Genomic DNA, 25,744 nt, shown 5'->3' with positions numbered 1-25,744 from the left:
TTTATTCGGGAAGATCAGCAAGTTGTTTGTTCAGTTCGGCCAGTCTTTCTTCCATCGCGGCAAGGCGCTGCTCCGCTTTATGGACTGAATCCGCGTGACCTGTCGACTCCAGTTTCTCCACGTCGCCCTGCAAGCTGATATAATCCATTTTCAATTCCGCGATTGCTGATTCGATCTGTCGTTTATTCATAAGGAAAACCCCCATCGTTTTCCTTCAGTGTAGCATATCCGACAGCGCTTTTCCGCCCGCTCCGCGTTTCGGGTGTTCCAATAAATAATGGATTGTCTCGACAATTTTATCTTTCCCGTTGCCGAGCCCAAGCGATAGTTGGCGTTCAATTGAACGTTTCCTCAATGGTTCATGCAACAGCGGCTCCATGATGGCATTCAGCAGATTCGACTGCTTCACTTTCCGACCGAGACCGAGATGGACGAATCCGTGCTGTTCTTTCGGAAATGCAAGTCCAAGCTCGAAATCGTTCTGGGAGAGCACGACGCACGGGATTCCCATGACTGCGACTTCATAAGGCATATAGCCCGATGCGCATAAAACCACGTCCGCTGTCGCGTAGACTTCGGCCATATTGTACGGCGGCTGCTGGACAACCGTGTTGCGTCTTCCGAGCGCCATCATCCGGAGTGTGCTGACGTCATGAGGGTAGCACTCACCGACGAGGATAGTCACTTTCAACGGAATCTGCAGCTGGGACACATGCCGGAGTGCGCGGTATGTCAAATTACCTTCATCCTCTTCGCCGAATGAAATGACGAGATGGGGGAGGGGGCCCGGGGCACTTTTCCGCAAACCGGATTTTTCAACAGATGTCAGTGTTGGATCGGCAATGAAAAGCTGGCGATCAATAATAATATGCTCCGCATGCTCTTCGATCGTCTCCTCTAGGAGTGTCTGGAATACGAAGTCCGCTTGATTCTTTCCGTCCCCGAAATCATCGAAATGCAATAGGGAAGGGACGATATTGCGGATTTTCTCCACTTCCTCGGAAACTGTAGGGCCTGTATCACGGATGAGGAGGTCGGGACGGATGAGTGTCAATGTCTGTATGAGATTGGCCTTTTTACCGATCGTAATCGATTTAAAGCCATCGGGAGGTGAAGGGGAGTTTTCACCGACGATGAATAGGACGTTCACTTCTTTCGCGATGTCCTTAGCGAGCACGGATGCCCTTTTTGCCGGGTACGAACCTTTGCCGTCCGACCTTGCAATGTAAAATGCAACAGTTTTCTTTTTTGAGTTTTCTATTGGAATCACCCTTTCTATTCCTGTGTACAAACTACTCTCCTTTTCACCCTATGTTTGGAAAAAACGAGTTATGTACAAATACGTTGAATGAAAAAGGAATTGTGATAAACTATCACTTATTCTTACTGAAACGAGGTGTTTCCGTTGTTCGATTCTTTATTGTTCGACTTGATGCTCGTCATCTTGATCGGAATGCTTTCCCAATGGATCGCATGGAAATACCGCATGCCCGCAATCGTCGTCATGGCACTTGCGGGATTGCTCGTCGGTCCGGTATTCGGATTGATCAATCCGCAAGAAAGCATGGGGGATTTATTTGGCCCGATCATCACGTTTGCAGTCGCTATCATTCTTTTTGAAGGAAGCTTGAATCTGGATGTTAGGGAAATTAAAGGATTCAGCAAACCTGTCGGAAGGATTGTTACAATCGGGGCATTCATCGCTTGGATCGCCGGCTCGTTGGCGGCGCATTATTTGGCGGGTCTTTCATGGGAGGTCTCTTTCATTATCGGAGGGTTGTTCATCGTGACCGGCCCGACAGTGATTCTGCCTTTATTGCGGCAGGCGAAGTTGAAACCGCGGCCAGCGGCAATCTTAAAATGGGAAGGGATTGTCGTCGATCCGTTCGGTGCATTGCTCGCCGTGTTTGCATTTGAATTTATTAAATTCATCAACGCCGAAGTGACGTTGAAGGCGTTGTTGCTCTTCTTCGCAGCTTCCGCGTTTGCAGTCCTTCTCGGATGGTTCGCGGCATTGTTCATCGGGAACGCTTTCGAGCGGGGAAGTATCCCAGAGTTTCTAAAGGCGCCGATCCTTTTCGTCATCGTGCTGTTCACCTTTGTCTTTGCGGATGAAATCATGCATGAAACGGGTTTGCTTGCCGTTACGGCGATGGGGATGAAGATGGCGAATATGCGCCTGACGACATTAAATGATGTGCGTCACTTCAAAGAGAACATTTCTGTACTGCTTATCTCAGGAATATTCGTTATGCTGACCGCGTCTCTAGATCCGAAAATCTTGATTGAAATTTTCAACCCGGCCATCATGTTGTATGTTGCGGCGATGCTGTTTGTCGTCCGGCCATTGTCAATCTGGATTTCCACGATCGGGACGGATTTGAATGTCCGTGAAAAACTGCTGATCGGCTGGATTGCGCCAAGGGGAATTGTCGCGCTGACTGTGTCGGGGTATTTTGCCTCCATCTTGTTGGAAAATGGCTATGAAGATGCGGAGCTGCTCACCGCCCTGACGTTTGCGCTCGTCCTATCAACAGTCGTGCTGCACGGATTCTCAATTGGGTTCATTGCCAGGAAGCTGAATCTGACAACGACCGAAGAATCTGGGGTCGCCATCATAGGCGGAACGCGATTTGCGGCTGAGATGGCGCAATCGATTAAAGATACAGGGAATGAAGTTCTACTCATCGATCAATCGTGGGCGGCGCTAGCAGATGCAAGAAAGCGCGGACTTGATAGTTATATAGGGGATATCCTGTCTGAGCAGGTTGAATATCATATCGATTTGACACCCTACCGGTATATGCTGGCGATGACGAAGGTGGATCTGTACAACGCGCATGTTTGTGCAGACTTTGAGCCGGATCTGGGACGGGATCATTTATTCCAAACGGCCTTCCATGTCGGAAAAGACGTCGAAGCATTCACGGTTATTGGCGGACAGACGTTGTTTTCCCCGTCCATCTCGATCTACAGTCTGGAGGAGCGGATGCATGCAGGGCACGTCATCCGGAAGACGCTCATCACGAAGCAATATAGCTACACGCAATATTTGCGTGAACGGGATGATAAATCGATTCTGCTTTATATTCTGCGGGCTGATGGCTCCATTGAATTCTTCACGCCGAACGTTGAATTGCAGGCGAACGCGGGAGATGCGGTGATCTCCTTATCTTCTCCGGCGAAAACGATCGAGCGGGTGAAGGAGCGGTTGGAAGAGGAGAATGGCGACACGGAAATACCGTACGAAAAATTGGAAGAGATGTTCGCCGAAGATCCCTCTACAGGCAAGCGGGACATCCCGGGAGAGGCCCCGAAGTCGAATGGGAACTCCAAGTAAGCTTATTTTCAGGCAATAGTGTCAAATGTTATGGTACGATTGTCATTGTGAACACAGCTTTAAGGAGGATGGACCAGTGAAAGTTTTGTTTGTGGACGGGACCATTATCGGTAGTAAAACGGGCGCGGTGCTTGACGCGGTCGAGGAATATGTGAGGGTAGCAAGTGGTGATTTCCAAATTGAACGGATGAAAATGGCGGATTATGATCATCAATTCGTCGATGGACGTCCGTCGGAACAATATAACGAAGACATGCAGGAAATGGTTCGGAAGTTTGAAGAGGCGGATGCATATATCATTGCAACGCCGATCTTCCAAGGTTCCATTCCGGGCGTGTTGAAAAATGCATTCGACATGCTGCATCCGCATGCAATGCGCTACAAGCCGGTTTCAATCGTTGCGAATGGCGGCACGTACCAGCATCATCTCGTTCCTGAAAATCAGCTGAAGCCGATTTTAGATTACTTCCGCTGTCTCGTAACACCGAATTTCGTCTACACCCATTCAGGCCATTTCGATCAGGATAACCGCATCATTGATGAAGATGTGCATAACCGCCTGCGCGAGTTGGCAAGGGTGTTTGCGAAGTATACAGAGATGAGCCAAGATCTATCGAAAGATGTATTGGATGCGAATTGAATCTTATTAGTGGCTGTCACAGTAAGTCGGAAATCGACTTTCTGTGGCAGCTTTTTTTAATGGGAGAAGGTCCTGCGTCCAAAGCGTGCTGCTGCTTGCTGAAAGCGAGTTGTTATGCGCCAAAAGCTAGTCACCCCGCGCTCAAAACGAACTGTCCAGCGCTCAAAGTACGCAAATTTCGCCTGACATGCAACGGAACGCGTTCTCCCTTATAATAAAAGTATGTAGAAAGGGGATTTATTCATGTCCAAATCAGTAGTGTTGGCCGAAAAGCCATCCGTAGCGAGGGATATCGCGCGGGTGCTCGGCTGTAATAAAAAAGGAAATGGCTTTTTAGAAGGCACAAAATATATCGTCACATGGGCGCTAGGGCATCTTGTGACGCATGCCGATCCGGAAGGGTATGGCAATGAATATAAGGAATGGAAGCTTGAGTACTTACCGATTATTCCGGAGCCCTTCAAGCTAACGCCGATTCGCCAGACGACGAAACAGTTCAATGCAGTCAAGGCGCAGCTTCGGCGCAGTGATGTAAATGAAGTCATCATCGCGACGGACGCGGGACGTGAAGGAGAACTTGTCGCTCGCTGGATTTTGGAGATGGCGAAGAACCGCAAGCCCGTGAAACGGCTTTGGATATCGTCTGTCACTGACAAAGCGATTAAAGACGGTTTCAACAACTTGAAGGACGGCTGCCAATACGAGAACTTGTTTGAGGCGGCGGTTGCGCGTGCAGAGGCGGACTGGGTTGTCGGAATCAATGCGACGCGCGCCTTGACGGTGAAATACAATGCGCAATTGTCCACGGGGCGTGTCCAGACGCCGACACTCGCTATGATTGCGGAGCGGGAAAAGCAAATCCGCAAATTCAGACCGAAATCATATTACGGTTTGCAGGCGTTGACCGAAACGGCGAGGTTCACATGGTCAGATAAAGCGGGACAAACGCAATCGTTTAATAAAGAAGCGATTGAAAAACTATTGACGAAGCTTGACGGGGTTCATTCCGGAAAGGTGATCGACGTGAAGACGACACCGAAGCAACAGCCGGCACCTCCTTTATTCGATTTGACGGAATTGCAGAAGGAAGCGCATAAACGCTGGTCATGGTCTGCGAAAGAGACGTTATCGACACTCCAAAACTTATACGAGCGGCATAAAGCGGTGACGTATCCGCGGACCGACTCGAAGCATTTGACGTCAGATATGGAAGGGACGCTGAAGGAACGTATTAAAGCTGTCGACATCGGGCCATACCGGAAATCGGTCAATGTGCTTCTGCGATCGAAATCGATCAAGCCGCAGAAAGGCGTTATTGACGACAAGCGTGTATCCGATCACCATGCGATCATCCCGACGGAAGAGACGCCGATCTATCAAAACCTGTCCGATAAGGAACAGCGTTTATATGATCTTATTGTCAAACGGTTCCTAGCCGTCTTCTTCGGTCCGTTCCGCTATGAGCAAGTGACTGCCGAGATGGACGTGAGCGGGGAGATGTTCAAAGCAAAAGGAAGGACAGTCACGGACGAAGGGTGGAAGGCGGTTTATTCCACGGACGAAGAAGAGGAAGATACAGACCGGTTGCCGTCATTCACGAAAGGCGCTGAAGTGAAAATCCGAGCAATCGTCATGACGGATGGACAGACAAAACCGCCAGCACGTTTCAATGAAGGGACATTGCTCGCGGCAATGGAAAACCCTGCGCAGTTCATGGCGGGGGAATCAAAGGATCTCATCAAGACGCTTGGCGAGACAGGCGGCCTCGGAACAGTTGCGACTCGCGCTGACATTATCGAGAAGCTGTTCAGCTCATTCGTCATCGAGAAAAAAGGGAATGATATCTTCACGACGTCAAAAGGCAGGCAGCTGCTTGAACTCGTTCCGGAAGATTTGAAATCCCCGGCTTTGACGGCTGAATGGGAGCAAAGCTTGACGAAAATCGCCAACGGTAAATTGAGAAAAGAAGCATTCATGAAAGAGATGGTGGACTTCTCGAAGAAGACCGTCAGCGAAATCAAAACGGACGATAAAAAGTTTAAACACGATAATGTGACGGGGAAAATGTGCCCGGATTGCGGGAAGCCGTTGCTTGAAGTGAATGGCAAACGCGGCAAAATGCTCGTCTGCCAGGACAGGGAATGCGGTCATCGCCGCAATGTCTCCCAATTGACGAATGCGCGATGCCCGAACTGTAAGAAGAAGCTTGAATTGCGGGGCGAAGGGGACGGAAGGATTTTCGTTTGCAAATGCGGACATAGAGAAAAACTTTCAGCCTTTGAAAAACGCCGCGCGCAGTCCGGAGGCAAGAAGGCAGACAAGCGCGACGTGCAGAAGTTCATGAGAAAGCAGGAGGAAGAGCCTGTGAATACGGCATTGGCGGATGCTTTGAAAAAAATGTTCGATAAGTGATGCGAAACTGGAATTCCAAATCTGCTCACTTAGTAATGGTCGAAAAAATAGAAAGCCTGTCGAAAAAGTAGGTACAAACAATCAGTCACAAGTACCTTTCGAATAATCAGACTTTGGCTCTTTCGCAGGATGTTTCCATATGTGAAGAATGGATATAATACACATAACTGAAAGTGGATACGTATACGTATCGGGAGGTGAGTAACATGAATGCCATCATGACGTTTGCGTCCGCTGCAGACCAAATGCAACGATATGACGCAGTGAAACGCAGAAATGCCGAACAAGCCTATCATCGCCAGGCGGACTACAACGGCCGAAACCAGAAGACGCTCGATGACTTGGAAGCATTGCTGTTAGGGAAGAAGGAACCGGAAGCGGTTTCCGAAATTCGAGAGTTCAAGAAGCTGGATGCCGGGCAAGTGAAGCAGATCGCCCTTCCTCTCGGGAAAACGTTGGAAGAGACGATTGATGCATGGCGGGACGTCCGCAGGGAAGCGATTTCTGTCCAGGAACCGACGATCGCGGATCAACAGCTGGCAGCAACCGCTTCTGCCAAGATCATGGAAACGGAAGCGAGACTCGCCCTCCAAAAGCGCGAGCAATCGCAAATAGAGGCAGAAGCGCACCAGGCAAAGGCGGACGCGTTCAAGGTGGCATCCATGGATCTCCCGTCTGATCTTGAACGGGAAGTGCTATTGGAACAAAAACGCTTTGCAAAGGCGATTTCTGCCTACTCAATCCAAGTGGAAGCGAAGAGCAATGGTTTTATTGCCGAATGGCCGAGTATTAATAAAACAGCCTGACTTGCTTGAAGCAAGTCATGGCCTCCGGCGGATGTCACAGATTTTGAAGGGAGTCATGGATGGTAGTCTAAGTTAGCGACGTCCTGAAAGTGCCTTAATTTCTGCAAAGAACGCAGAAATACGGCAAATCGAACCCTTCGCTGTTCGATACACAATTCAAAATCTGGACGCACTTACGCCGAGGCGTAAGTGATTTAGGAAGGGTCGCCAGTTAATGGCGGCCCTTTTGATCATCAGAAAGGGATATTCTATTATGAAAATAAGAGAAGCATGCTCGAGTGATATTCCTCAAATGGCCTTCTTGATGGTACAGTTAGGATATCCAACTACGGTTGAACAGATGAGGATACGTTTTGAAAAGATTAGTGCAGAACCTTCCTATCATACTCTCGTAATTGAAGTTGAAGGAAAAGTGGTTGGCATGTCTGGTTTGTGCACGGGGATCTTTTATGAGTCGGATGGTATATATGTCCGCATTGTTGCCTTTGTGGTCGATGATAACTATCGCAAAAAAGGTCTAGGCAAACTTTTATTGGCGGAGTCTGAAGAGTGGGCAATGAGCAAAGGGGCAGCTGGTATTGTGTTAAACAGTGGGAATCGAACCGAACGTATAGCAGCGCACGCTTTCTATAAGGCGATGGGATATCGGGAGAAGAGTACTGGTTTTACAAAGCAACTTTAATTTAAATTAGGAGAGTTCTTCAGGAGGTGGATGTGAACTTATGGCGAAGCAGAAGAAACAAGTGAAGACGAATGCGGTGCGGCTATTGGACACTGAACAAGTGCCCTATGAGCTGATGGAATACGATACAGACGATGGCCAATTGGATGGCGTGTCGGTCGCTGCGAAGACGGGGCAAGCGGCGGAATCGGTCTACAAAACACTCGTGACGATTGCCGGTCCGCGGGAGCTGTTCGTCTTCATCGTGCCGGTTGCGGAAGAGCTCGATTTGAAGAAATCTGCGAAGGCGGCGGGTGTAAAGAAGCTCGATATGCTCCCGTTGAAAGACCTGACGAAAGAGACAGGGTATGTTCGTGGCGGCTGTTCCGCAATTGGCATGAAGAAAAAATATCCGACCGTAATCGACGCTTCTGCTGAAAATCTGGACCAATTCGTCGTCAGTGCAGGGAAGCCTGGATTGCAGATGAAATTGTCTCCAAGGGACCTAGCGCTTATTGCCGATGCGTCTTTCAGCGACGTTATTAAAGACTAATCGCATATATCTTGCCTTCTTGGCACGTGCTACAATATAGAAACAGAGAATTAGCTATCCAAGATGGAGTAGCATGGAAAGAAGAATGCAGATGAGAAAGATTTTTGTATGGAGATGGACATTTTTTATTGTCGGCGTCATCGTGTTGTCGCTCGGCATTACGATGACGATTAAAGGGCAGCGCCTTGGCGTCGGCCCGTGGGACGTCCTGCACATCGGCCTATCCCGACACTTCGGGCTGACAATCGGGACATGGAGCATCATCAGTGGCTTGACCCTCATCACTTTGACCTCCATTATGATGAAACAATGGCCGAAGCTCGGGACTTGGTTGAACATGCTCCTGCTAGGCCTATTCATTGACTTTTTCAACTGGATATTGCCAGAATTCGAAACGATGACAGGGCAAGTGATCATCTTCACGCTCGGTGTCATTGTCATGTCTTACGGCGTCGGTATCTATGTCGCGCCCAATGTCGGTGCAGGGCCACGAGACAGCCTTATGCTCATCCTCGTCGACAAGCTTGGGATTAGCATGAAAAAGGTGCGGACGATGAATGAAGTGATTGTCGGCTTCGCGGGCTGGCTATTGGGCGGCCCGGTCGGCATCGGCACAGTCATCATCGCCTTCCTCCTCGGCCAAATCGTCCACTACGCCTTGCCTCAATGCCGCAAGCTGCTACTGAAACTTGCCGGTGAGGAAGATGGACAGGTATTGTTTACTAAATAAATTTAATAAACAATACGTTAGAATCTCAGGTAGCTCCGTTGATAGCAAACAGGGACACAATTCGCATATGAATTGGTGTCCCTGTTTTTGTTGTTGAGTCACCACTAAGATGCTTTATATTGATGGATTGGAAAAAATGTCCCCTAGAATGGACGGAGTCGCTTAGGCGGCTCTTTTGTTTTTTAACTTATAGAAGAGGTATTTCTGGAAGAGTGCTGGAATAGTTAATGTAAGGAGACAGTTCAATTCAATATTTTTGGGGGAGAGATGATTTGAAGAAAATAATATCTGTCATATTTACAATAATGGTTTTAACAGCTTGTTCTGAAACTACGAACCATGATTATAAGTTTAGTGGAGAAAGTGAGCATTGGGAAGCTGAATACTCGTATAAAGGGACAGAAAAATGGGGAGAAAAAAACGGACAAAGAAAGTATTCAATCGAAGATAGTTATCAGCTTGTTTTACAATATAAAGGTTCTATAGAAGAGTTGTCTTCATTACAAACACTTGAATACTCTTTTGAATCGAATAGAAATCACTGGAAGCTAACTGAGGAGTACACGGAACCCCCATTAACAGGTGCATTTTTGTCTTCAGGTGAATCAAAAGGCGGGGCAAAAGTAGGCAAAGATGAAGTGATAAAAGTAACTGTAAAATGGGATGACTTTGAAGAGTCATTTGAACTGCATAATTATAGTGAGTGACTTTGTAGAACGGGCCATGAAAGGAGACAAGGGAATTGAAAAAAATAAGTATAATGGTGATTATTCTTTTGTTGTCGGCTTGTTCAGCGGAAACAATAACGGATGAAAGAACAAAACCAGAAATCAACTCCGGGAAAGTTTCCGATGAAGCTGTTCATCAGCAACTTGATGGGGCAGAAGAACAGGACTACATCAAAATTTCTAAAGATGATGCCCCAAGACTTTGGAGTGATGCTGATGTTCAACTATGGAAGTATGTAACAGACTATTCCCTTTCTGAAGAAATGGGTTATAAGCAAGAAATTACAAGTTGGAGAAAATTAGAAGGTGAATTTGATAAATCGCTTTCAACGCCAAATCAAACTTGGGAAAATCCAGGAAAGCTCCTTTTAGCTTTCATGACTGATGTAGAAGTTAGTAATTATTTAGGGCAAGAAATTTGGGAAATCAATTCACGAATCAAATTTTTGGATGAGAATAATGCATTAGGTTATATCATGAGTTATGGCCTTCATGATGATTCTGCTGCTGGAAGCGATATCAAATTAACGATGAAAAAAGAGAATGGATTTTGGTATATAGAATCTGCTGAAGAACGAGAGCATTGTTCAAGGGGTATCGGTGAAAGTTTCTGTATATAAGTTAATGTAACAAAGATGTAGGAAACTTGTTCCTGTCGTTAACTTGTAACTTCTTTTGACTGTTGAAATATATACTGATTAACCTGGTTATTTACGTTGTCATTTGCACTTTTCTCCCCTCAACCGAACCCTTTCGAAGACAAGCCGTGCTTTTTTTTATTGACTGGGCATATGGTAGAAATGCAAGTAGTCAATTGGGAAAGGATGGTCATCATATACGGGACAATAACGGAATACATGGGGACAGCCTATACAGGGCGAGGGGTCGCGCACAAATACGATACATTGATTGCCACCGCTGACAAAACGATCTTTTTGAAAGCGCCGCCGTCGAACGCGATATCCAAAGTTTTGAACGACGCGGCAGCTCATTTCATCAAAAGGGGCTATGACGTGGACCGCTTTAACAATCCCGTCCTACCTGACAATACGGATGCCATATTTGTAAAAGACATTAATTTATTCATTCTCCAAGCATCCCACCCCGTTTCGCTTGAGCCGACCGAAATCGGCGGCCGCCACCACGTCATCAGCTTTTATGATGCGTATGACGAGGACAAACTGCAAAACCGATCGACAGAAATGGCCGATGTTGTGGAAGAATCAAACCTCGTATTTACCAAAATGATGCAATCCATGTCCGAAGCATTGCGGATCCATGACGAGTGGGAGCAAGTGAATATCGTCAGGATGATGTGGAGTGAACATGAGCAAATGACCGTCTCTTTGAGGGAAGAGCTATTCGGCACAATGAAGCTGCGTAAGAAATCGACAGTATCACATCGGATTGCCGGCTCGTTATCACCGGGCGGGTCCCGCGATTTCATTCCCTCTATCACGAGCTGGACGAAGAGGAGAATCCTCATGAAAGGATTGTCCGGAACGGGAAAATCGACCATGTTGAAGGCGCTCGGAAAGGAGGCAGAAAGCCGGGGGATAGATGTCCTCTACGGTTGGTGTGGACTTGATCCGAAAAGCGTCGACATCCTTTTGTTCCCGGAGTTGTCGGTTTGCCTTTTCGACGCGACACAGCCACATGAATATGATCCAGAGAGTCCATTGGATGAGATTCTTGATCTCGTTTCGATGTGCACGGAAGATGCGGAAGCAGAAGAGAAGATACGCGAAATCAGCGGCCGGTATAAAGAGAAAATCATGGACGCGACAGGCTATATGCATGCGTATGCGCATAGCGAAAACAGGCTGCGCGAAATCGTCGATCAGACAATTATCCGGAAATCCTTTGAGGAGAAAACACGTCAACTTTCAAGATGGATTGACGTCTAAGACAGTTCCTTCTGCGAGTTTTGCCCGCATATGCTAAAATGGGGGCATCAACCGTTTGAAAGGAAGATCATTTTGTCAAAAGTTCTCGATGCGTTTTTACAGGAAAATTTACAGGAACTGCGCGACCAAGGCCTCTACAATGTAATCGACCCGGTGGAAGGTCCGAATGGTCCAGTTATTAAAATCAACGGAAAAGATTTAATCAATCTTTCCTCAAACAACTATTTAGGGCTGGCGACAGACGAAGGTTTGAAAAAGCTTGCAATCGCGGCGACGGAAAAGTACGGCGTCGGTGCAGGTGCTGTCCGGACAATCAACGGAACGCTCGATATCCATATTGAACTTGAGAAGAAACTTGCTGAATTCAAAGGGACGGAAGCGGCGATTTCCTACCAATCCGGTTTCAACTGCAATATGGCAGCAATTTCTGCAGTCATGACTAAGCAGGATGCCATTCTATCGGATGAACTGAACCATGCTTCCATCATCGACGGCTGCCGTCTTTCCGGTGCGAAAATCATCCGCATCAAGCACCAGGACATGGACGATCTGCGTGCGAAAGCGAAGGAAGCGAAGGAATCCGGCCAATATGGAAAGCTAATGTATATTACGGACGGCGTGTTTTCGATGGACGGTAATATCGCAAAGCTTCCTGAAATCGTGGAGATCGCGAAGGAATTCGACTTGATCACTTACGTCGATGATGCGCATGGATCCGGTGTAACAGGAAAAGGGAAAGGGACTGTAAAGCATTTCGGTCTTGAAAAAGAGATTGACTTCCAAATCGGCACATTATCGAAAGCGATCGGCGTCGTCGGCGGCTATGTTGCCGGGACTCAGGCGTTGATCGACTGGTTGAAAGTGCGCTCCCGTCCGTTTTTATTCTCCACTGCATTGCCTGCAGGCGACGTTGCGGCCATCATGGGCGCGTTGGATAAAATCTCAGAGTCGACGGAGCTGCATGACAAGCTTTGGGAGAATGGGAACTATCTGAAGGAAGGCCTTAAAAAACTGGGCTTCGACATCGGAGTTTCTGAAACGCCGATTACACCATGCATCATCGGTGAAGAGAAACTGACGCAACAATTCTCGCAACGGTTGATCGAAGAAGGTGTCTATGCCAAGTCGATCGTCTTCCCGACAGTACCGAAGGGTAAAGGCCGCGTGCGTAATATGCCGATCGCTTCCCATACGAAGGAAATGCTTGATGACGCGCTTGCTATTTATGAAAAAGTAGGTAAAGAACTCGGCGTCATTTCATAAAGTGTAAAAAAACTGTCGTATCAGCGTAAAGCTGATGCGGCAGTTTTTTCATGGAAGAACGAGAAATCCAAGCGCGGCAACGAGAACTTTTCAGTGAGTAATGAGAACTCTATGCTAGTTAACGAGAACTTTTCGCGTAAGAACGAGAACTCTTTGCCGGGTAACGAGAACTTTTGGCGTAAGAATGAGAACACTTTGCTGATTAACGAGAACTCCGCGTCTTTTTTTATCGAAAAGAGGATTAATTCTAGTCATAAAGGGTAATAGATAGTGAGCAGAACACTTTGAAAAGGTGGGCCACAAATGCGATATAATGAAAGCGTCCAACTTTTGCAATCGAATGGCAGAGCCGGAGCGTCGATTGTAAAGTTCAGATATGAAAAAATTAAAAAGATAATGCTAACGATCATCCGCGAAGCCGACATCATTTCATTCGAGGAACTGTCGAACAGGACATTAATAAGGTTGACGCCGTTCGATGGGAACAACCGGTGGTACATGGAAGCGATTGTGACGGACCTTGATGCGAGGGGCCAACTGGAATGCTCAATGCTCAACGGTAAACTATTTGTGAAGTCCATAGGGTAAGCGCGATTGATAGATGAAAAAAAGCCAATCTTAGATAAAGATCGGCTTCTTTGCGTTCTCCATTATTCTCCTATCTCTTACACTTCTTCCGTCGGAAAAACACCCTCCGCCATTCGATTCAACATATGATGTATGACGTAGCGTTGCATGCCGACTGCCTGCTTCGTCGCTAGCGCCGCTTCTTTTTGGAATGAATCCCTTTGTCCCTGCTTCAATGCGATGACCGCCTTCAAGGAATGGACCATCCAAGGCGTTCCTACCTTCGATAACGATTCGGAAGACTTCTCCTTATTATTGCTCATTGTATACCCGATACCTGCATAATAATCACGATAGAAAGTTGTTGTCATCGACCTCGATGTGTCAATCAAACGTCTCCAATCCTTCCGGAACACTAACAGATTGGCATTATAGATATCTTGCACTTCCGCCTGGGGATAGGATTTCAATATTTTGTTCAGCGAATCAATTATTTCTTTATCTGTTCCATGGGCGAGGGCGTACGCATAGCTGAAGATCGGCTTACTCCGGTGGTTGGCCAAATAGCGGTCAATCAGTTTCAAACTTCTCGTTCTGTAGATGATATAGAATGGATAGCCCATCGTCAAAATGAATGTGAACGCCATAATAATCGTGAAAACGAGCCAAGTCTGCATGCCGGACAAAAATAATCCCACCGCCAACAAGGCACTACTAATGATGACTAAAATTAAATTCATATATTTACTGAACATTGTGCACCTCAAGGTTTTTTCTATAGTATACCAGAAAAATATAGGGAAAAGCTGATAAGGAAGGAAAAGCTGTTGTGTTTTACAGGCGCACATAATATAATCTTTTTATATTGATGTTAATGGGTTTATTCAATTATTAAAAAATTATGTCCTTTCCATAAAAGCATTTGAATAGTAGGAGGAGTCAGTATTGAAAAAAATTATGGTGACCGGAGCACTTGGCCAGATCGGTTCGGAATTAATTGGCAAGTTGCAGAAAGAATATGGCGAAGAAAATGTGTTGTCGACAGATATTCGCCAACCGCTCGAGCCGATTGCGGGACCGTTCCAAGTCCTCGATGTGACGGATGGCAAGAAGATGCACGACGTGGCGAAGGATTTCGGTGCGGACACGATTATGCATATGGCGGCGCTTCTATCAGCTAAAGCCGAAGCTGAACCGCTATTTGCTTGGAACCTCAACATGGGCGGACTCATGAATGCGCTTGAGACTGCGCGCGAGCTCAACATGCAATTTTTCACGCCCAGCTCGATCGGGGCATTCGGCCCTTCGACACCGAAGTTGAATACACCGCAAGACACATTGCAACGACCGACGACGATGTATGGTGTCAATAAAGTCTCGGGTGAGCTATTATGCGATTATTACTTCCACCGATTCGGCCTCGACACGCGCGGTGTGCGCTTCCCGGGATTGATTTCCTACGTGGCGCAGCCAGGCGGGGGAACGACCGATTACGCCGTGGATATTTACTATAAAGCAATTACGGACGGGAAGTATGAGTCCTTCATTGCAGAAGGCACGTGCATGGATATGATGTATATGCCGGACGCCTTGCAAGCAATTGTCGACCTGATGGAAGCGGATCCTGCCAAATTGATGCACCGCAACGCGTTCAATGTGACCGCGATGTGCTTCGAGCCGGGCGAGATCGCAGCATCGATCAAAAAGCATATTCCGGATTTTGAATTGACGTATAACGTCGACCCGGTCCGCCAAGCGATTGCGGACAGCTGGCCTGATCACATCGACTCATCAGCGGCTGTCGCAGAGTGGGGATTCAAGACATCATATGATTTGGATGCGATGACTGTGGATATGCTGGAGAAACTGAAGAAGAAATTGAAAGCGTAACATGAAAAAAGCCGCTGATCCGAAATTGGGATCAGCGGCTTTTTAGGCCAATTAAAATAATAAATGTGCAACGCCTGCAACGATCGGCAGGGCGATTAACGTACGCAATAGGAAAATGATGATTAAATCCAAAATGTTGATAGGAATTTTCGTTCCGAGAATCAAACCGCCGACCTCGGACATGTAAATTAGCTGGACGACTGAAATCGTCGCAATCGTGAACAACGTCATTGGCGAAGTGATGGAGCCTTCAGCCAAAATGACCGGCAAGAACATGTCCGCAAAACCTACGACCATCGTCTGTGCCGCTGCCGCAGCTTCCGGAATGCCCAATACGGAAAGGATCGGTTCAAACGGCTTCCCTAAAAACGTGAAGACGCCTGTGTATTCCGCTAGCATGAGCGCTACTGTACCGAAAGCCATGACGACCGGTGCAACGCCGATCCACATATCGAGCACGTTGCGCATACCGTCTGTGAAAATCTTGCCGATGGAACGATTCTTTGAAGCGGTATCAAGCGCGTTTTCGAGTCCGTGATTGAACACATTATAGCCTTCAGGAAGTTTTTCATCATCCCCCGTGAAAGGACGGCCGTCTATGTACTCGGATTTCTTGCCTCTGAGCGGATAAATTCTGGGCATGATGAGCGCCAAAATGATACCTGTCAACAGCACCGTCCCGTAAAACGGAAGGAAGTAGTTCGACATGCCGACCGTGTCGATAATGACGAGTGAAAACGTAATGGAAACGACTGAAAACGTCGTCGCAATGATTGCGGCTTCTCTTTGTGTGTAATGGCCGTCCTCGTATTGCTTACTCGTCAATAGGACACCGATTGTTCCGTCGCCGATCCATGAAGCGAGCGCATCGATGGAGGAACGTCCAGGAAGTTTGAATAAAGGACGCATCACTTTCACCATCATCGTCCCGAAGAACTCCAACAGGCCAAAATTCAATAATAATGGCAATAAAAGACCTGCGAAAAGGAAGATTGTGAATAAGAATGACACAAGGCCATCCGGTGCGAGAAGCAAGCCGCCCGTGTTTTCGCTCCAGATTGCTTCAGGTCCTATTTTGAATGTGACCATGATAGCGAATACAGCCCCGATTAAACGGGTAACTGTCCAGAACGGTGTTACTTTGAATAATCCTTCCATAAGAGAAGGGTTGGAACTTGAACGCGGAATGAAAGCATACAGCAACGAGCCGATTGCCGCGATTACAATAATGATCATTGCAGTCATCGGCATGGCAGGTTCGAGCCAACCGGACAGGATATCCGCGAATTTTGCGATTGGAACTTTCCATTCTTCCCCGAATTTGAGAGGGATCATGAAAAGGATAACGCCGAGTATGGATGGAATTAGAAAGTAGAGCCATGTGGATAAATGATGTTTTTTCAACTCTTTCTTGCTCCTTTATGAATAAAATATCGTTATTCTTGTATAATCATACATACTATCGGGTTTTCATCCAGTTGTAAATACAATGGATGGAAATTGAACTATTCAGTTTTTTGATGAAGTTATAAATAGGCCCCGTCTGCAATTGCAACGGGGCATGGCTGTTTTTGTCTATTCCCAACGATAGGTGAAAAATTTCTCTTCGTGTAGCCATTTCAATGCTTCCGGGTCTTTTTCGGCCAGTCTTTTTTCCATATCACGCATCATCCAGACGGTCTGGGACGCGTGTGCGTTCAATGTATTGAGCTTTTTCTGCGCAGCTCCTTCAACATTATGGATGACGTCAGGTGCGCCAAGTATTTCTGCAGTGTTATTCGCAAACGCAATCGTATACAACGTCGGGCGTTCGGATTCCTTCATCCTTCCGACGGCACCGACGACAGCGCGTCCCGTTGCATCGTGGTCAGGATGGACGGAGAGACCCGGATAGAACGTGATGATGAGGGACGGGTTCGTATCTTCAATCAAATCGGAGACGAGCTTGATCATCTTTTCATCGTCCTCGAATTCAATCGTCTTGTCGCGCAAGCCCATCATCCGAAGGTCCGTCAGTCCCATGGCGGCTGCCGCGTTCTTCAATTCCTGCTTGCGGATCTGCGGAAGTGTTTCACGGTTCGCAAACGGGGGATTGCCAAGATTCCGTCCCATTTCGCCCAGTGTCAAACAGGCGTACGTGACGGGGACCCCCATTTCGAGATATGTGGAAATCGTACCTGACACGCCGAAAGCTTCGTCGTCTGGGTGTGGAAAAATGACGAGCACGTGGCGTTCTTCTTTAATCATCGAAAAGCCTCCTTCACAATCAAGTTGCTTAATATGTAAACGGTGTTTCGCTTATTTCGAGCGCAACGGCAAGTTTACCGTCCGGATCGAGCCCTGCCATGAGCAGCCGATCGTGCTCGTCGACCGTATAGTGAGTGATGCCTTGCGCATAAATCCAACCCGAAGGAAGCTTCAGGCCGACCCGATGCGGCGATTCGCCTGCCACCTTGCCAAGCTCATATTTGACGACGACATTCCGGATGAATGCCCCGGCGTTGAAAAATCCTTCCTTGAAATGGGCAGCATATGCGCCATTCGTCGTTTCAAGATGGATGTAAACGTCTTTATTCGCATAGGAATTCAGCAATTCCTGCAACCGATCCGGTTTCACGATTTCCATGAATAAATCCTCCTTCTTACAAAATGCACATGAATTAAGTATATATAAATGTGTGGCTGAATGCGATTGACGCGGCTTGAGACAAAAGCAGAGGGTGGTTGCAGGGTTATGATGGAGTGGGTCAAAGGTAACAAAATAACAATAAAACTTGGGAAATGATCGATAACTTCTGGGAAATGAACGATAAGTCGGCTGAATTGATCGATATCCTCTGGGAAATGATCGATATCTGCCGGGAAATGAACGATAAACTAAAAAAGCCAGAAGAGGAAGCCCTCTTCTGGTCTTTATACAATTAAATCTCTGTCGCTGTTATTTCAGGTGCGCCTACACGATTCGCGGCGCCGTGCATGACGGGGCCGACGTATTCATTCAACTTCCAGCCGTTCGCAATTGCAGCGGAAACGAATTTCTTTGCTTCGATAACCGCTTCTTTCACGTCAAGCCCATTTGCAAGGTTCGCCGTGATGGCTGCGGCAAACGTGCAGCCCGCGCCGTGGTTGTAATGTGTAGCCGTTTTTTCCGCTTCGAGCAATGTGAAAGTCTTGCCGTCATAAAACAGATCCGCCGCTTTGTCATGTTGGAGCTGTTTACCACCTTTAATGATGACGTTACGTGCGCCGAGTGAATGGATTTTTTCCGCCACAGATTTCATCTGCTCAATTGTAGAAGGGGTTTTCATGCTTGCCAGCTGACCTGCCTCGAACAAGTTCGGCGTCACAATTTCCGCTTTCGGCAGCAAGTATTCCACCATTGCGTCGACAGTTCCCGGATTGAGGACTTCGTCTTCGCCTTTACAAACCATGACAGGATCGATGACAACGTGGTCGAGTCCGGATTCCGCAATCGCCTCGCCTGCAGTTTGGATGACTTCCTCTGTGCTGAGCATGCCTGTCTTAATCGCGTCGATGCCTGTCGAAAGAGCTGTTTTGATTTGCGCTTTCAATACATCAACAGGAAGGGAATAGACGTTGTGGCTCCAATTATTATCGGGATCCATCGTCACGACGACCGTCAGAGCTGTCATGCCGTATGTTCCGTGCTCTTGAAATGTTTTCAGGTCGGCCTGGATTCCCGCGCCGCCTGACGTATCTGATCCTGCAATAGTTAAAGTCTTTTTCATAGTCATAGTTGGATTTCTCCTTTTTGTTGGATTGCATTCACAGTTAATAGTAATCAAATTGATGAAAGAATACAATTATTCCAACCGGGAGGCGGTTTATGCGTGAATATCGACATTTATGCGTGATTGCGGGGATTTATGAGCGGAGATGAGGATTTATGCGCGTCTGCGGAAGTTTATGAGTGAATGGATGATTTTATGCGCGAATCGACGAGTTTATGCGCTTTGCAGGTTTTGGAATGAAAGGCTGATAGCTGCATGCTTATCTGTTGTCCACTACGAAACTTTCGGCTAGTCTAAACGTACAACTATATGTAGAAATATGCGATTACGAGTGTCGAAGGAAGGTGAGAAAAGGGTATGGAAGATAAAAAGAAATTGCAGGAGATTGAAAAACTGCTGAGAGAATTGAAGGCTTCAGAATCCGAGAGTGCCGTCACCGTTGAAGAAGCGTTAGGCAGGAAAAAGAAATCTTGGCGTCCGCGCATGCCATTTAGATTCCTGTCAATGTGGAAACGATCAGCAATCCTGCTGGCCGTACTCCTCCTGCTTGCCGTCATTTCACTTCCGTTCATCGCCTTCCAATTTTTAAAACTAGGGAGCACCTTCACGGAACAGAAAGGTGTGTTCCTTGAACAAATACAAGAATTGAACGAAATGGCGACAGCTGAAGCCTATACGAAAGTCATCATCGAACGGCAGGACAACCAATTATTCGGCCAGAGCATCGGTCTCAATGTGCCGGGGACGAAGCGGCAACTTCTCGTCGTCATTCCGGGCTCGGTGAAGGCGGGCGTCGATTTGTCCAAGCTTACTGAAAAAGATGTAGTCATAAATGAAAAGAGCAAAACCGCGAAGCTTACATTGCCGGCCGCAACCTTCCTCGGAGGAGCGGAAATCTATTTCGATCAAGTCGAAGTGTATTCCTATGAAGGCGCCTTCCGTCAAAAGGCGGATATCGAAGAGGCATACGAACTGGCCGCCGAAGCGAAGACCCTCATCATCGAGGAAGCGACCGGGCAGGGAGTGCTGAAGACGGCACAATTCAACGCAGAAAAAACATTGAAGGAAATGTTTTCATTCGCGGGCTACGACGTGACGATTGAATTCAAGGAGTGAGATGTTTGCAGAAACTAAGGTTCGGCAACGATTGGGATCGAGTGCTTGCGGAGCAATTCCATCAACCGTATTACTTGCAGCTTCGCGATTACCTAAAAACAGAATACGAAAGCCACACAGTGTATCCGCTTATGGAGGATATGTGGACAGCTTTCAAGCTGACGCCATTCAAGGACGTGAAAGTGGTTATTCTAGGACAGGATCCGTACCACGGTCCCGGCCAAGCGCATGGCCTCAGTTTTTCGGTGAAGCCTGGCGTCAGGATTCCGCCGAGCTTGCGGAATATGTTCAAGGAATTGCAGTCCGATATCGGGTGCGCAATTCCTGAAACGGGAACCCTGACCGGTTGGGCGAAGCAGGGCGTGCTTATGCTGAACACCGTCTTGACAGTACGGCAAGGGGAGGCGCATTCCCACCGGAAGCAAGGGTGGGAGCAGTTCACCGACGAAGTGATCCGCTGTTTGTCCGAACGGGACGAGCCGGTCGTTTTCATCCTTTGGGGGCGCCCTGCGCAAGAGAAGAAAAAGCTGATCGATCTGAATAAGAACGCCATCATCGAATCTGTCCATCCGAGCCCGCTCAGCGCGAGCCGCGGCTTTTTCGGAAGTCGGCCGTATTCCACGGCGAACGCCATTTTGGAAGAGTGGAATGAAACGCCGATCGACTGGTGCCGGACAGACGACGGGCTGTAAGGGAAGAGGTGGGGGCATGGCTGTAAATTGTTTTCAATGTCAATACTTCTTCGTAACATGGGATCCGAAAAGTCCGCGTGGCTGCAAGGCATATGGCTTCAAGACTCGTGAACTGCCGTCTATCGTTGTGAGGCGATCATCGGGCATGGAATGTATGAAATACGAACCGAAGAAAGGGGGTGCTAGACAATGATTTCAACGGAACGGATCATCGAGGAAATGCAGCGCCAGCTCAATTACGCAAAAAACGCAGACGACGACCAAGCCGTCCGCGAGGCGCTGACAGCGATTCGGGCGCTCTGCCAAGTCGTGCTCGTCAGCAATGAAAAGAAAGACGAGCCGATCATTACGCCGAGAACGATGGCAATCTCCCATAAGCCGCGGATTTCGTCATTGGAAGGCAGGCCGCTGGACGAGGAAGACGCGAATGGCGGCTCGATCTTTGACTTCTAATCTTTGTAAGGCGAAAATGTTATAGAGAGAATCAACACAAGCGGAAAGTAGGAAATCATATGCCATTTTTCATCATCGCAGGCGCCGTCAACGCGGCAATTGCCGTTGCACTCGGCGCATTCGGAGCACACGCACTGAAAGAGCGCTTGTCCGAACGGTACCTAGCCATCTGGGAAACAGCCGTCCAATACCAAATGTTCCACGCAATCGGACTCATCGCAGTCGGCATCCTCATGAGCTCATCGCTCTTCGGGACGTCAACCGCTTTGACATGGGCAGGCTACTTGCTGCTCGCCGGCATCATCATCTTCTCCGGCAGCCTCTACATCTTGAGCCTATCCGGCATCGGCATTCTCGGTGCCATCACCCCAATCGGCGGCGTCGCCTTCATCGCGGGCTGGATCATGCTCATCATTGCAGCGGTAAAGTTCGGAAGATAATATCGAAACGGTTTGAAGAGCAACAGTTCTTCAGACCGTTTTTTTGAATCGCGTCGTGGGGGAGTGAGGGGACCCATGAGTGGCCCGCGTCCAAAACAAGCCGCCGCGCGTCCAAAGTCGGCGTCTCCGCGTCCAAAGCGAACTGCCCCGCGTCCAAAGCAAGCCTCCGCGCAACCAAAACAACTCTATGCCTCTCCAATACTTCATTAAATACATTTAGCACTTGAACAAAAAAAACAAGTCTTCCGATGCCGCAATAGGCAACGGAAGACTTGTTTTACATTGGCTGCTGGTTGAAATAATTCAGTTCTTCGTTGAACTCTGCATAGTCGAAGTAGATCATTGGCAATAAATAGCGTTTGCCGGCGGCTGTGCTCAAAATGACGTGGTCGCGCCCGGCTGCTTCCACCATCCCCGGGATAGCCAGTGTGTTTTTTCCGGCTTCTACGGCATGTTCGAAGGAGAAATGAAATACGCCGGGTTTGCCGCGGTTGAGGCGGAGGATGTTTTCAATATACGACTCCTCCCGGAATGGCGGCCTTCCTCCGGACGATGGAATTTGTGGCGGTGTTGCAGGCATTTGCATTTGTTGCTGTTGCTGTTGAAAACCTGGATACCAATAATATTGAACCATGTTTTTCATCCTTTCATTTTTAAACTTGCGGGCAATCCTGTTCAGTAGGGGAGAAGCGATACGCTACGGGATAAACCCCTCGGTTCCACCATATGCTTTTGAACTTTCAATGATGACTGAAAAATATGTATACTGGTGGGAGGGGGGAGAGTAAATGCATATTGAAAATAGCATTCCGGTTTTCTTGGAGTTCTGGGAATCCCAGGAACAGCCAACACTTGACGACTTGGAATCGTATCTTACTGAGCATGCGAAAATCTATGAAAAGTATTTTCCAATCCATTGTCCGAGGACGGAGGAGCGACTATCAGCGGCCCTCCAGAAATATGAAGGAAAAATCGGCGACATCTGTTCCATCTCTGCGAGTTTACCCGACGTTATTCAAGAAATGGATGAGAAGTATGAGCAGATGTTCGGACTGGGCTTGGAGCTTTCATTCAAACTGATGGTTGGTACGTTCGGCTCGAATGCATTCGTGACGAGGGATAATCGACGTGAAATCTACTTTGCGGTTGAAAAGCTTTCTGCGGAGCGCGACCATTTGAAAGTGATCACTGCGCATGAAATCGGCCACGTCACGCATTTTGCGCTTGCCTCGCGCGCTGGGATCGATTGGTCGACTGTCGATTGGGGGCATGGCTTGACGACGCTATTCACAGAAGGGGCCGCCACGTATTTATCGAAACGAATTGTTCCGGGACTTCAGGAGCCGGTCTATCTTTCATTCGATGACGAAGGCGAGCCATGGGTGAAGTGCTATGAGGAGAATAAAGCCGAAGTGAAACGGCGCTTTTTGGAAGACGCTTCAGGTGAGTGGGATATGGCGAAGGAGAAGGAATGGTTCCGTCTATCCGGCGGTTCTTATTTCGGCTATAACCGGATTGGTTACATCCTCGGTTTGGACTATGTCGAACAACTCGTCGAGCGGATCGGCGAGGATGCCGCGCTGACGTTTTGGCATGGGAATGACGTGAAGGCGGATATAGTGGAATGGTTAAAGAATTGAAAGGTGAGGGCAGTCTTGGATGGCTCTTTTTTATTTGCGGGAAAGTCTGGGGTTTATGCGTGATTATATGGAAATATGCGTTTAAATTTCTTTTTATGCGTGAGAAATTGGCTTTATGAGCGGATGCAGACATTTATGCTCGGATAATTGGCATTATGCGTGATTCGCGGGATTTATGCGTGAATGAAGTGCCGCCTGTCGCGCCAAATGCTCTTGACCAATCATGGTTTATTTAAAAATCGTATTTGGGGTATGGATGAGCAGAGTGCTTTTACGGAGGAGTGGTAGGATGCCGACATTCAATTCGGAAGGGACGGAGATTTATTACCAGGAGAAAGGGGAGGGCTTCCCACTTGTGCTGCTGCATGGTTTGACTAGCAATAGTGAAATGTTCCGGCATGAGATCGACCAGTTCAAAGAAAAGTATCGGGTCATCGCGCCGGACGCCCGGGGACATGGGAATTCTGAAAAACCGAAGCAATATGAGTTGAAGGACCATATTCAGGATGTCGTCTCGCTCGTCGATCATCTTGGCCTGGATTCATTTTACCTGATTGGAGTGTCGATGGGGAGTTACATCGCGCAGGGAGTTGCCATTGAACTCGGCGACCGGGTGAAGAAGCTTGTTCTTGTCGCGACGAAATCCCATGGCGAGCAAGCTTCCATGGAGGAGCTTTATGAGCGGCACGCCGACGAGATGGCGGGGATGACTGCTATTGATAAAATGATGGCTGCTTCGAAATACATGTTCCATAACCAGAAGGCGGTCGGGAAATGGCTGCATGAGACGGCGGAAAACAGTGAGCAATTGACATTGCATGAGCAGGCGATTGCTTCGAAAGCGTTAGAAGGATTCGATTTCAGGAAGGACCTGCATCGGATCAGTGCGGAGGCGCTCGTCATTGGCGGTTTGCACGACGGACTGAATCCGCCTGAATACGGTGAAGAGACTGCCCAACTTATTCCTGCTGGTGTTTTCCTGGAATTTAAATTATCGGGCCACGCACCGAATGTCGAACAGCCTAGCCTATTCATCGAAGTCGTCTCGAACTTTTTGGAGTGACCTGATGAGCCAAACACGCATAAATCGCTGCAGAAGCGCATAAATCCGGATATTCACGCATAAACCTCTAGAAATACGCATATCGCCGAATATGTACGCATAAATCCGCCCAAAAGCTCATAAACGCCCGCAATCACGCATAACTCAATTCACGCACACAAAAAAAGAGCCCCATTAAGAGGCTCTTTTTCATTAAACTGTGAAGAATGATGACTTCTTCTCTCCATCCAGTATCGTACCGATGAAGAATGAACCGAATACGCCATAGCGCGCGCTCACTTCGTCGAAGCGCATCTCGTAGACTAACTTCTTGAACTGGAGAACATCATCAGAGAACAATGTTACGCCCCATTCGAAATCGTCGAAACCGACGGAGCCTGAAATGATCTGCTTCACTTTGCCTGCATATCCGCGGCCGATCATGCCATGGCTGCGCATCAATTCCTTGCGCTTGTCCATGCTGAGCATATACCAGTTGTCTTCGCCTTCGCGCTTCTTATCCATCGGGTAGAAGCAGATGTATTGGTTGCGCGGGAGTTCCGGATACAGACGTCCACGTACATACGGGTTCTGGTACGGATCTTCATCCGACTCGCCCGCAAGATAATTGGACAGTTCCACGACGGATACATAGGAATAAGCCGGGATCGTATAATCCGCAATCGTCAATTTATTAAATTCAGCTTCGAGCTCCTGCAGTTCATCGATTGTCGGGCGCAGTATCATCAGCATGAAATCCGCTTTCTGCCCAACGACCGTGTAAAACGCATGGCTGCCCGTCTTCGCGTCATCCGCTTGTTGAAGTTTATCCAAATAAGCCATGAACTCGTCGATAGCTGCCTTGCGTTCCTCTTTTGAAATCAACTTCCAGGACGCCCAATCCATCGAGCGCAAATCATGTAGCACATACCAACCATCGAGTGTAATTGCTGCTTCGTTCATATGAATTCAAACTCCTTTAAACGTGATTTACTTCTTCCCATAGTGTAGCATAATGAACACGAAAACACGGTTCTGAAGCATAGAAGTCATACAATCGACAAGAATGCAGGACTGTTCCCGAACGTGGAACTGGTGTATGCTTATAGCAG

The 25,744-nt window shown here is 47.8% G+C and carries 30 protein-coding genes; 21 read left to right on the top strand and 9 right to left on the bottom strand.

Annotated features, from left to right (window positions below):
• Position 1: 1 nt before the first annotated feature.
• Both OC538_RS08895 and OC538_RS08890 read right to left on the bottom strand, forming a co-directional pair.
• Positions 2–190, bottom strand: coding sequence for an SE1832 family protein (locus tag OC538_RS08895; RefSeq protein ID WP_251693454.1), 189 nt, complete (start codon positions 188–190; stop codon positions 2–4).
• Positions 191–214: 24 nt separating this feature from the next.
• The gene (locus OC538_RS08890) at positions 215–1,291 is read right to left on the bottom strand and encodes a PseG/SpsG family protein (RefSeq protein ID WP_262174509.1); all 1,077 of its coding nucleotides are present in this window, start codon (positions 1,289–1,291) and stop codon (positions 215–217) included.
• Positions 1,292–1,405: 114 nt separating this feature from the next.
• Between OC538_RS08890 and OC538_RS08885 the strand changes: the two genes are divergently transcribed.
• From OC538_RS08885 to OC538_RS08830, 12 genes are all read left to right on the top strand, one after another.
• A complete protein-coding gene (locus OC538_RS08885) occupies positions 1,406–3,340 on the top strand; it encodes a cation:proton antiporter (protein WP_262174507.1) in 1,935 nt (644 codons plus the stop codon).
• A gap of 76 nt (positions 3,341–3,416) precedes the next feature.
• The gene (locus OC538_RS08880; protein ID WP_251693457.1) at positions 3,417–3,980 is read left to right on the top strand and encodes an NADPH-dependent FMN reductase; all 564 of its coding nucleotides are present in this window, start codon (positions 3,417–3,419) and stop codon (positions 3,978–3,980) included.
• 243 nt (positions 3,981–4,223) lie between these two features.
• Positions 4,224–6,392, top strand: a complete 2,169-nt coding sequence (locus tag OC538_RS08875; protein ID WP_262174503.1) for a DNA topoisomerase III — start codon at positions 4,224–4,226, stop codon at positions 6,390–6,392.
• A 206-nt stretch (positions 6,393–6,598) separates the two neighbouring features.
• Positions 6,599–7,198 carry a hypothetical protein gene (locus OC538_RS08870; RefSeq protein WP_262174501.1) on the top strand — a complete coding sequence of 200 codons (600 nt, stop codon included), beginning with the start codon at positions 6,599–6,601 and terminating at the stop codon, positions 7,196–7,198.
• Between the two features lie 253 nt (positions 7,199–7,451).
• On the top strand, positions 7,452–7,880 hold the full coding sequence (locus tag OC538_RS08865) for a GNAT family N-acetyltransferase (protein ID WP_262174499.1): 429 nt from the start codon (positions 7,452–7,454) through the stop codon (positions 7,878–7,880).
• Between the two features lie 40 nt (positions 7,881–7,920).
• On the top strand, positions 7,921–8,412 hold the full coding sequence (ybaK, locus tag OC538_RS08860) for a Cys-tRNA(Pro) deacylase (protein ID WP_262174496.1): 492 nt from the start codon (positions 7,921–7,923) through the stop codon (positions 8,410–8,412).
• 91 nt (positions 8,413–8,503) lie between these two features.
• Positions 8,504–9,142, top strand: coding sequence for a YczE/YyaS/YitT family protein (locus OC538_RS08855; protein ID WP_262175241.1), 639 nt, complete (start codon positions 8,504–8,506; stop codon positions 9,140–9,142).
• Positions 9,143–9,414: 272 nt separating this feature from the next.
• Positions 9,415–9,849, top strand: a complete 435-nt coding sequence (locus tag OC538_RS08850) for a hypothetical protein (RefSeq protein WP_262174493.1) — start codon at positions 9,415–9,417, stop codon at positions 9,847–9,849.
• Positions 9,850–9,884: 35 nt separating this feature from the next.
• The gene (locus OC538_RS08845) at positions 9,885–10,490 is read left to right on the top strand and encodes a hypothetical protein (protein ID WP_262174489.1); all 606 of its coding nucleotides are present in this window, start codon (positions 9,885–9,887) and stop codon (positions 10,488–10,490) included.
• Positions 10,491–10,670: 180 nt separating this feature from the next.
• Positions 10,671–11,777, top strand: coding sequence for a nucleotide kinase (locus OC538_RS08840; protein ID WP_251693465.1), 1,107 nt, complete (start codon positions 10,671–10,673; stop codon positions 11,775–11,777).
• A gap of 72 nt (positions 11,778–11,849) precedes the next feature.
• Entirely contained in the window at positions 11,850–13,040 is a 1,191-nt protein-coding gene (locus OC538_RS08835; protein WP_262174485.1) for a glycine C-acetyltransferase, read from the top strand.
• Positions 13,041–13,343: 303 nt separating this feature from the next.
• A complete protein-coding gene (locus tag OC538_RS08830; RefSeq protein ID WP_251693467.1) occupies positions 13,344–13,628 on the top strand; it encodes a DUF6958 family protein in 285 nt (94 codons plus the stop codon).
• Positions 13,629–13,705: 77 nt separating this feature from the next.
• Here the strand turns inward: OC538_RS08830 and OC538_RS08825 are convergent, their stop codons facing one another.
• Complete coding sequence (locus tag OC538_RS08825) at positions 13,706–14,362, bottom strand: hypothetical protein (RefSeq protein ID WP_251693468.1); 657 nt, start codon at positions 14,360–14,362, stop codon at positions 13,706–13,708.
• Between the two features lie 190 nt (positions 14,363–14,552).
• Here OC538_RS08825 and OC538_RS08820 point away from each other — a divergent pair, with 190 nt between their 5' ends.
• The gene (locus tag OC538_RS08820; RefSeq protein WP_262174481.1) at positions 14,553–15,497 is read left to right on the top strand and encodes an L-threonine 3-dehydrogenase; all 945 of its coding nucleotides are present in this window, start codon (positions 14,553–14,555) and stop codon (positions 15,495–15,497) included.
• Between the two features lie 51 nt (positions 15,498–15,548).
• Here OC538_RS08820 and OC538_RS08815 read toward each other — a convergent pair whose 3' ends face one another.
• The 3 genes from OC538_RS08815 to OC538_RS08805 form a co-directional block, all read right to left on the bottom strand.
• Positions 15,549–16,901, bottom strand: coding sequence for a YjiH family protein (locus tag OC538_RS08815; RefSeq protein ID WP_262174478.1), 1,353 nt, complete (start codon positions 16,899–16,901; stop codon positions 15,549–15,551).
• 171 nt (positions 16,902–17,072) lie between these two features.
• On the bottom strand, positions 17,073–17,744 hold the full coding sequence (gene bshB2, locus OC538_RS08810; RefSeq protein ID WP_262174476.1) for a bacillithiol biosynthesis deacetylase BshB2: 672 nt from the start codon (positions 17,742–17,744) through the stop codon (positions 17,073–17,075).
• Positions 17,745–17,772: 28 nt separating this feature from the next.
• A complete protein-coding gene (locus tag OC538_RS08805) occupies positions 17,773–18,123 on the bottom strand; it encodes a YojF family protein (RefSeq protein WP_251693472.1) in 351 nt (116 codons plus the stop codon).
• A gap of 155 nt (positions 18,124–18,278) precedes the next feature.
• On the opposite strand from OC538_RS08805, the gene OC538_RS08800 reads away from it, so the two are divergent.
• Positions 18,279–18,422: a hypothetical protein gene (locus tag OC538_RS08800; protein ID WP_262174473.1), complete on the top strand. Its 144-nt coding sequence runs from the start codon at positions 18,279–18,281 to the stop codon at positions 18,420–18,422.
• Here the strand turns inward: OC538_RS08800 and thiD are convergent.
• Positions 18,419–19,252: a bifunctional hydroxymethylpyrimidine kinase/phosphomethylpyrimidine kinase gene (gene thiD, locus OC538_RS08795; protein ID WP_262174468.1), complete on the bottom strand. Its 834-nt coding sequence runs from the start codon at positions 19,250–19,252 to the stop codon at positions 18,419–18,421. The two genes, OC538_RS08800 and thiD, sit on opposite strands and share 4 nt — an antisense overlap.
• Before the next feature lie 354 nt (positions 19,253–19,606).
• On the opposite strand from thiD, the gene OC538_RS08790 reads away from it, so the two are divergent.
• Genes OC538_RS08790 through OC538_RS08770 form a run of 5 tightly spaced genes read left to right on the top strand, consistent with a single transcriptional unit; the run spans position 19,607 to position 21,950 of the window.
• Entirely contained in the window at positions 19,607–20,365 is a 759-nt protein-coding gene (locus OC538_RS08790; protein ID WP_262174465.1) for a DUF4230 domain-containing protein, read from the top strand.
• A 5-nt stretch (positions 20,366–20,370) separates the two neighbouring features.
• Entirely contained in the window at positions 20,371–21,057 is a 687-nt protein-coding gene (locus OC538_RS08785; RefSeq protein WP_262174463.1) for a uracil-DNA glycosylase, read from the top strand.
• Between the two features lie 16 nt (positions 21,058–21,073).
• Positions 21,074–21,250, top strand: a complete 177-nt coding sequence (locus tag OC538_RS08780; protein WP_251693476.1) for a uracil-DNA glycosylase — start codon at positions 21,074–21,076, stop codon at positions 21,248–21,250.
• Positions 21,247–21,510 carry a YwdI family protein gene (locus tag OC538_RS08775; RefSeq protein WP_262174459.1) on the top strand — a complete coding sequence of 88 codons (264 nt, stop codon included), beginning with the start codon at positions 21,247–21,249 and terminating at the stop codon, positions 21,508–21,510. Before OC538_RS08780 ends, OC538_RS08775 begins: the two co-directional genes overlap by 4 nt.
• 59 nt (positions 21,511–21,569) lie before the next feature.
• A complete protein-coding gene (locus OC538_RS08770; protein ID WP_251693478.1) occupies positions 21,570–21,950 on the top strand; it encodes a DUF423 domain-containing protein in 381 nt (126 codons plus the stop codon).
• 277 nt (positions 21,951–22,227) lie between these two features.
• Here OC538_RS08770 and OC538_RS08765 read toward each other — a convergent pair whose 3' ends face one another.
• The gene (locus tag OC538_RS08765; protein WP_251693479.1) at positions 22,228–22,584 is read right to left on the bottom strand and encodes a spore coat protein GerQ; all 357 of its coding nucleotides are present in this window, start codon (positions 22,582–22,584) and stop codon (positions 22,228–22,230) included.
• Positions 22,585–22,738: 154 nt separating this feature from the next.
• Here OC538_RS08765 and OC538_RS08760 point away from each other — a divergent pair, with 154 nt between their 5' ends.
• Both OC538_RS08760 and OC538_RS08755 read left to right on the top strand, forming a co-directional pair.
• Entirely contained in the window at positions 22,739–23,590 is an 852-nt protein-coding gene (locus tag OC538_RS08760) for an aminopeptidase (protein WP_262174452.1), read from the top strand.
• 289 nt (positions 23,591–23,879) lie between these two features.
• Positions 23,880–24,653 carry an alpha/beta fold hydrolase gene (locus tag OC538_RS08755; protein WP_262174449.1) on the top strand — a complete coding sequence of 258 codons (774 nt, stop codon included), beginning with the start codon at positions 23,880–23,882 and terminating at the stop codon, positions 24,651–24,653.
• A gap of 192 nt (positions 24,654–24,845) precedes the next feature.
• On the opposite strand, the gene hemQ is transcribed toward OC538_RS08755, so the two are convergent.
• Positions 24,846–25,595: a hydrogen peroxide-dependent heme synthase gene (gene hemQ / locus OC538_RS08750; RefSeq protein WP_262174447.1), complete on the bottom strand. Its 750-nt coding sequence runs from the start codon at positions 25,593–25,595 to the stop codon at positions 24,846–24,848.
• Positions 25,596–25,744: the final 149 nt, after the last annotated feature.

It is taken from the genome of Saccharococcus sp. Marseille-Q5394 (assembly GCF_946901335.1).
GTDB classification, from domain to species: domain Bacteria; phylum Bacillota; class Bacilli; order Bacillales_A; family Planococcaceae; genus Sporosarcina; species Sporosarcina luteola_C.
Note: the sequence above shows the minus strand (reverse complement) of the source record. Positions and strands in the feature narration are given on the sequence as shown.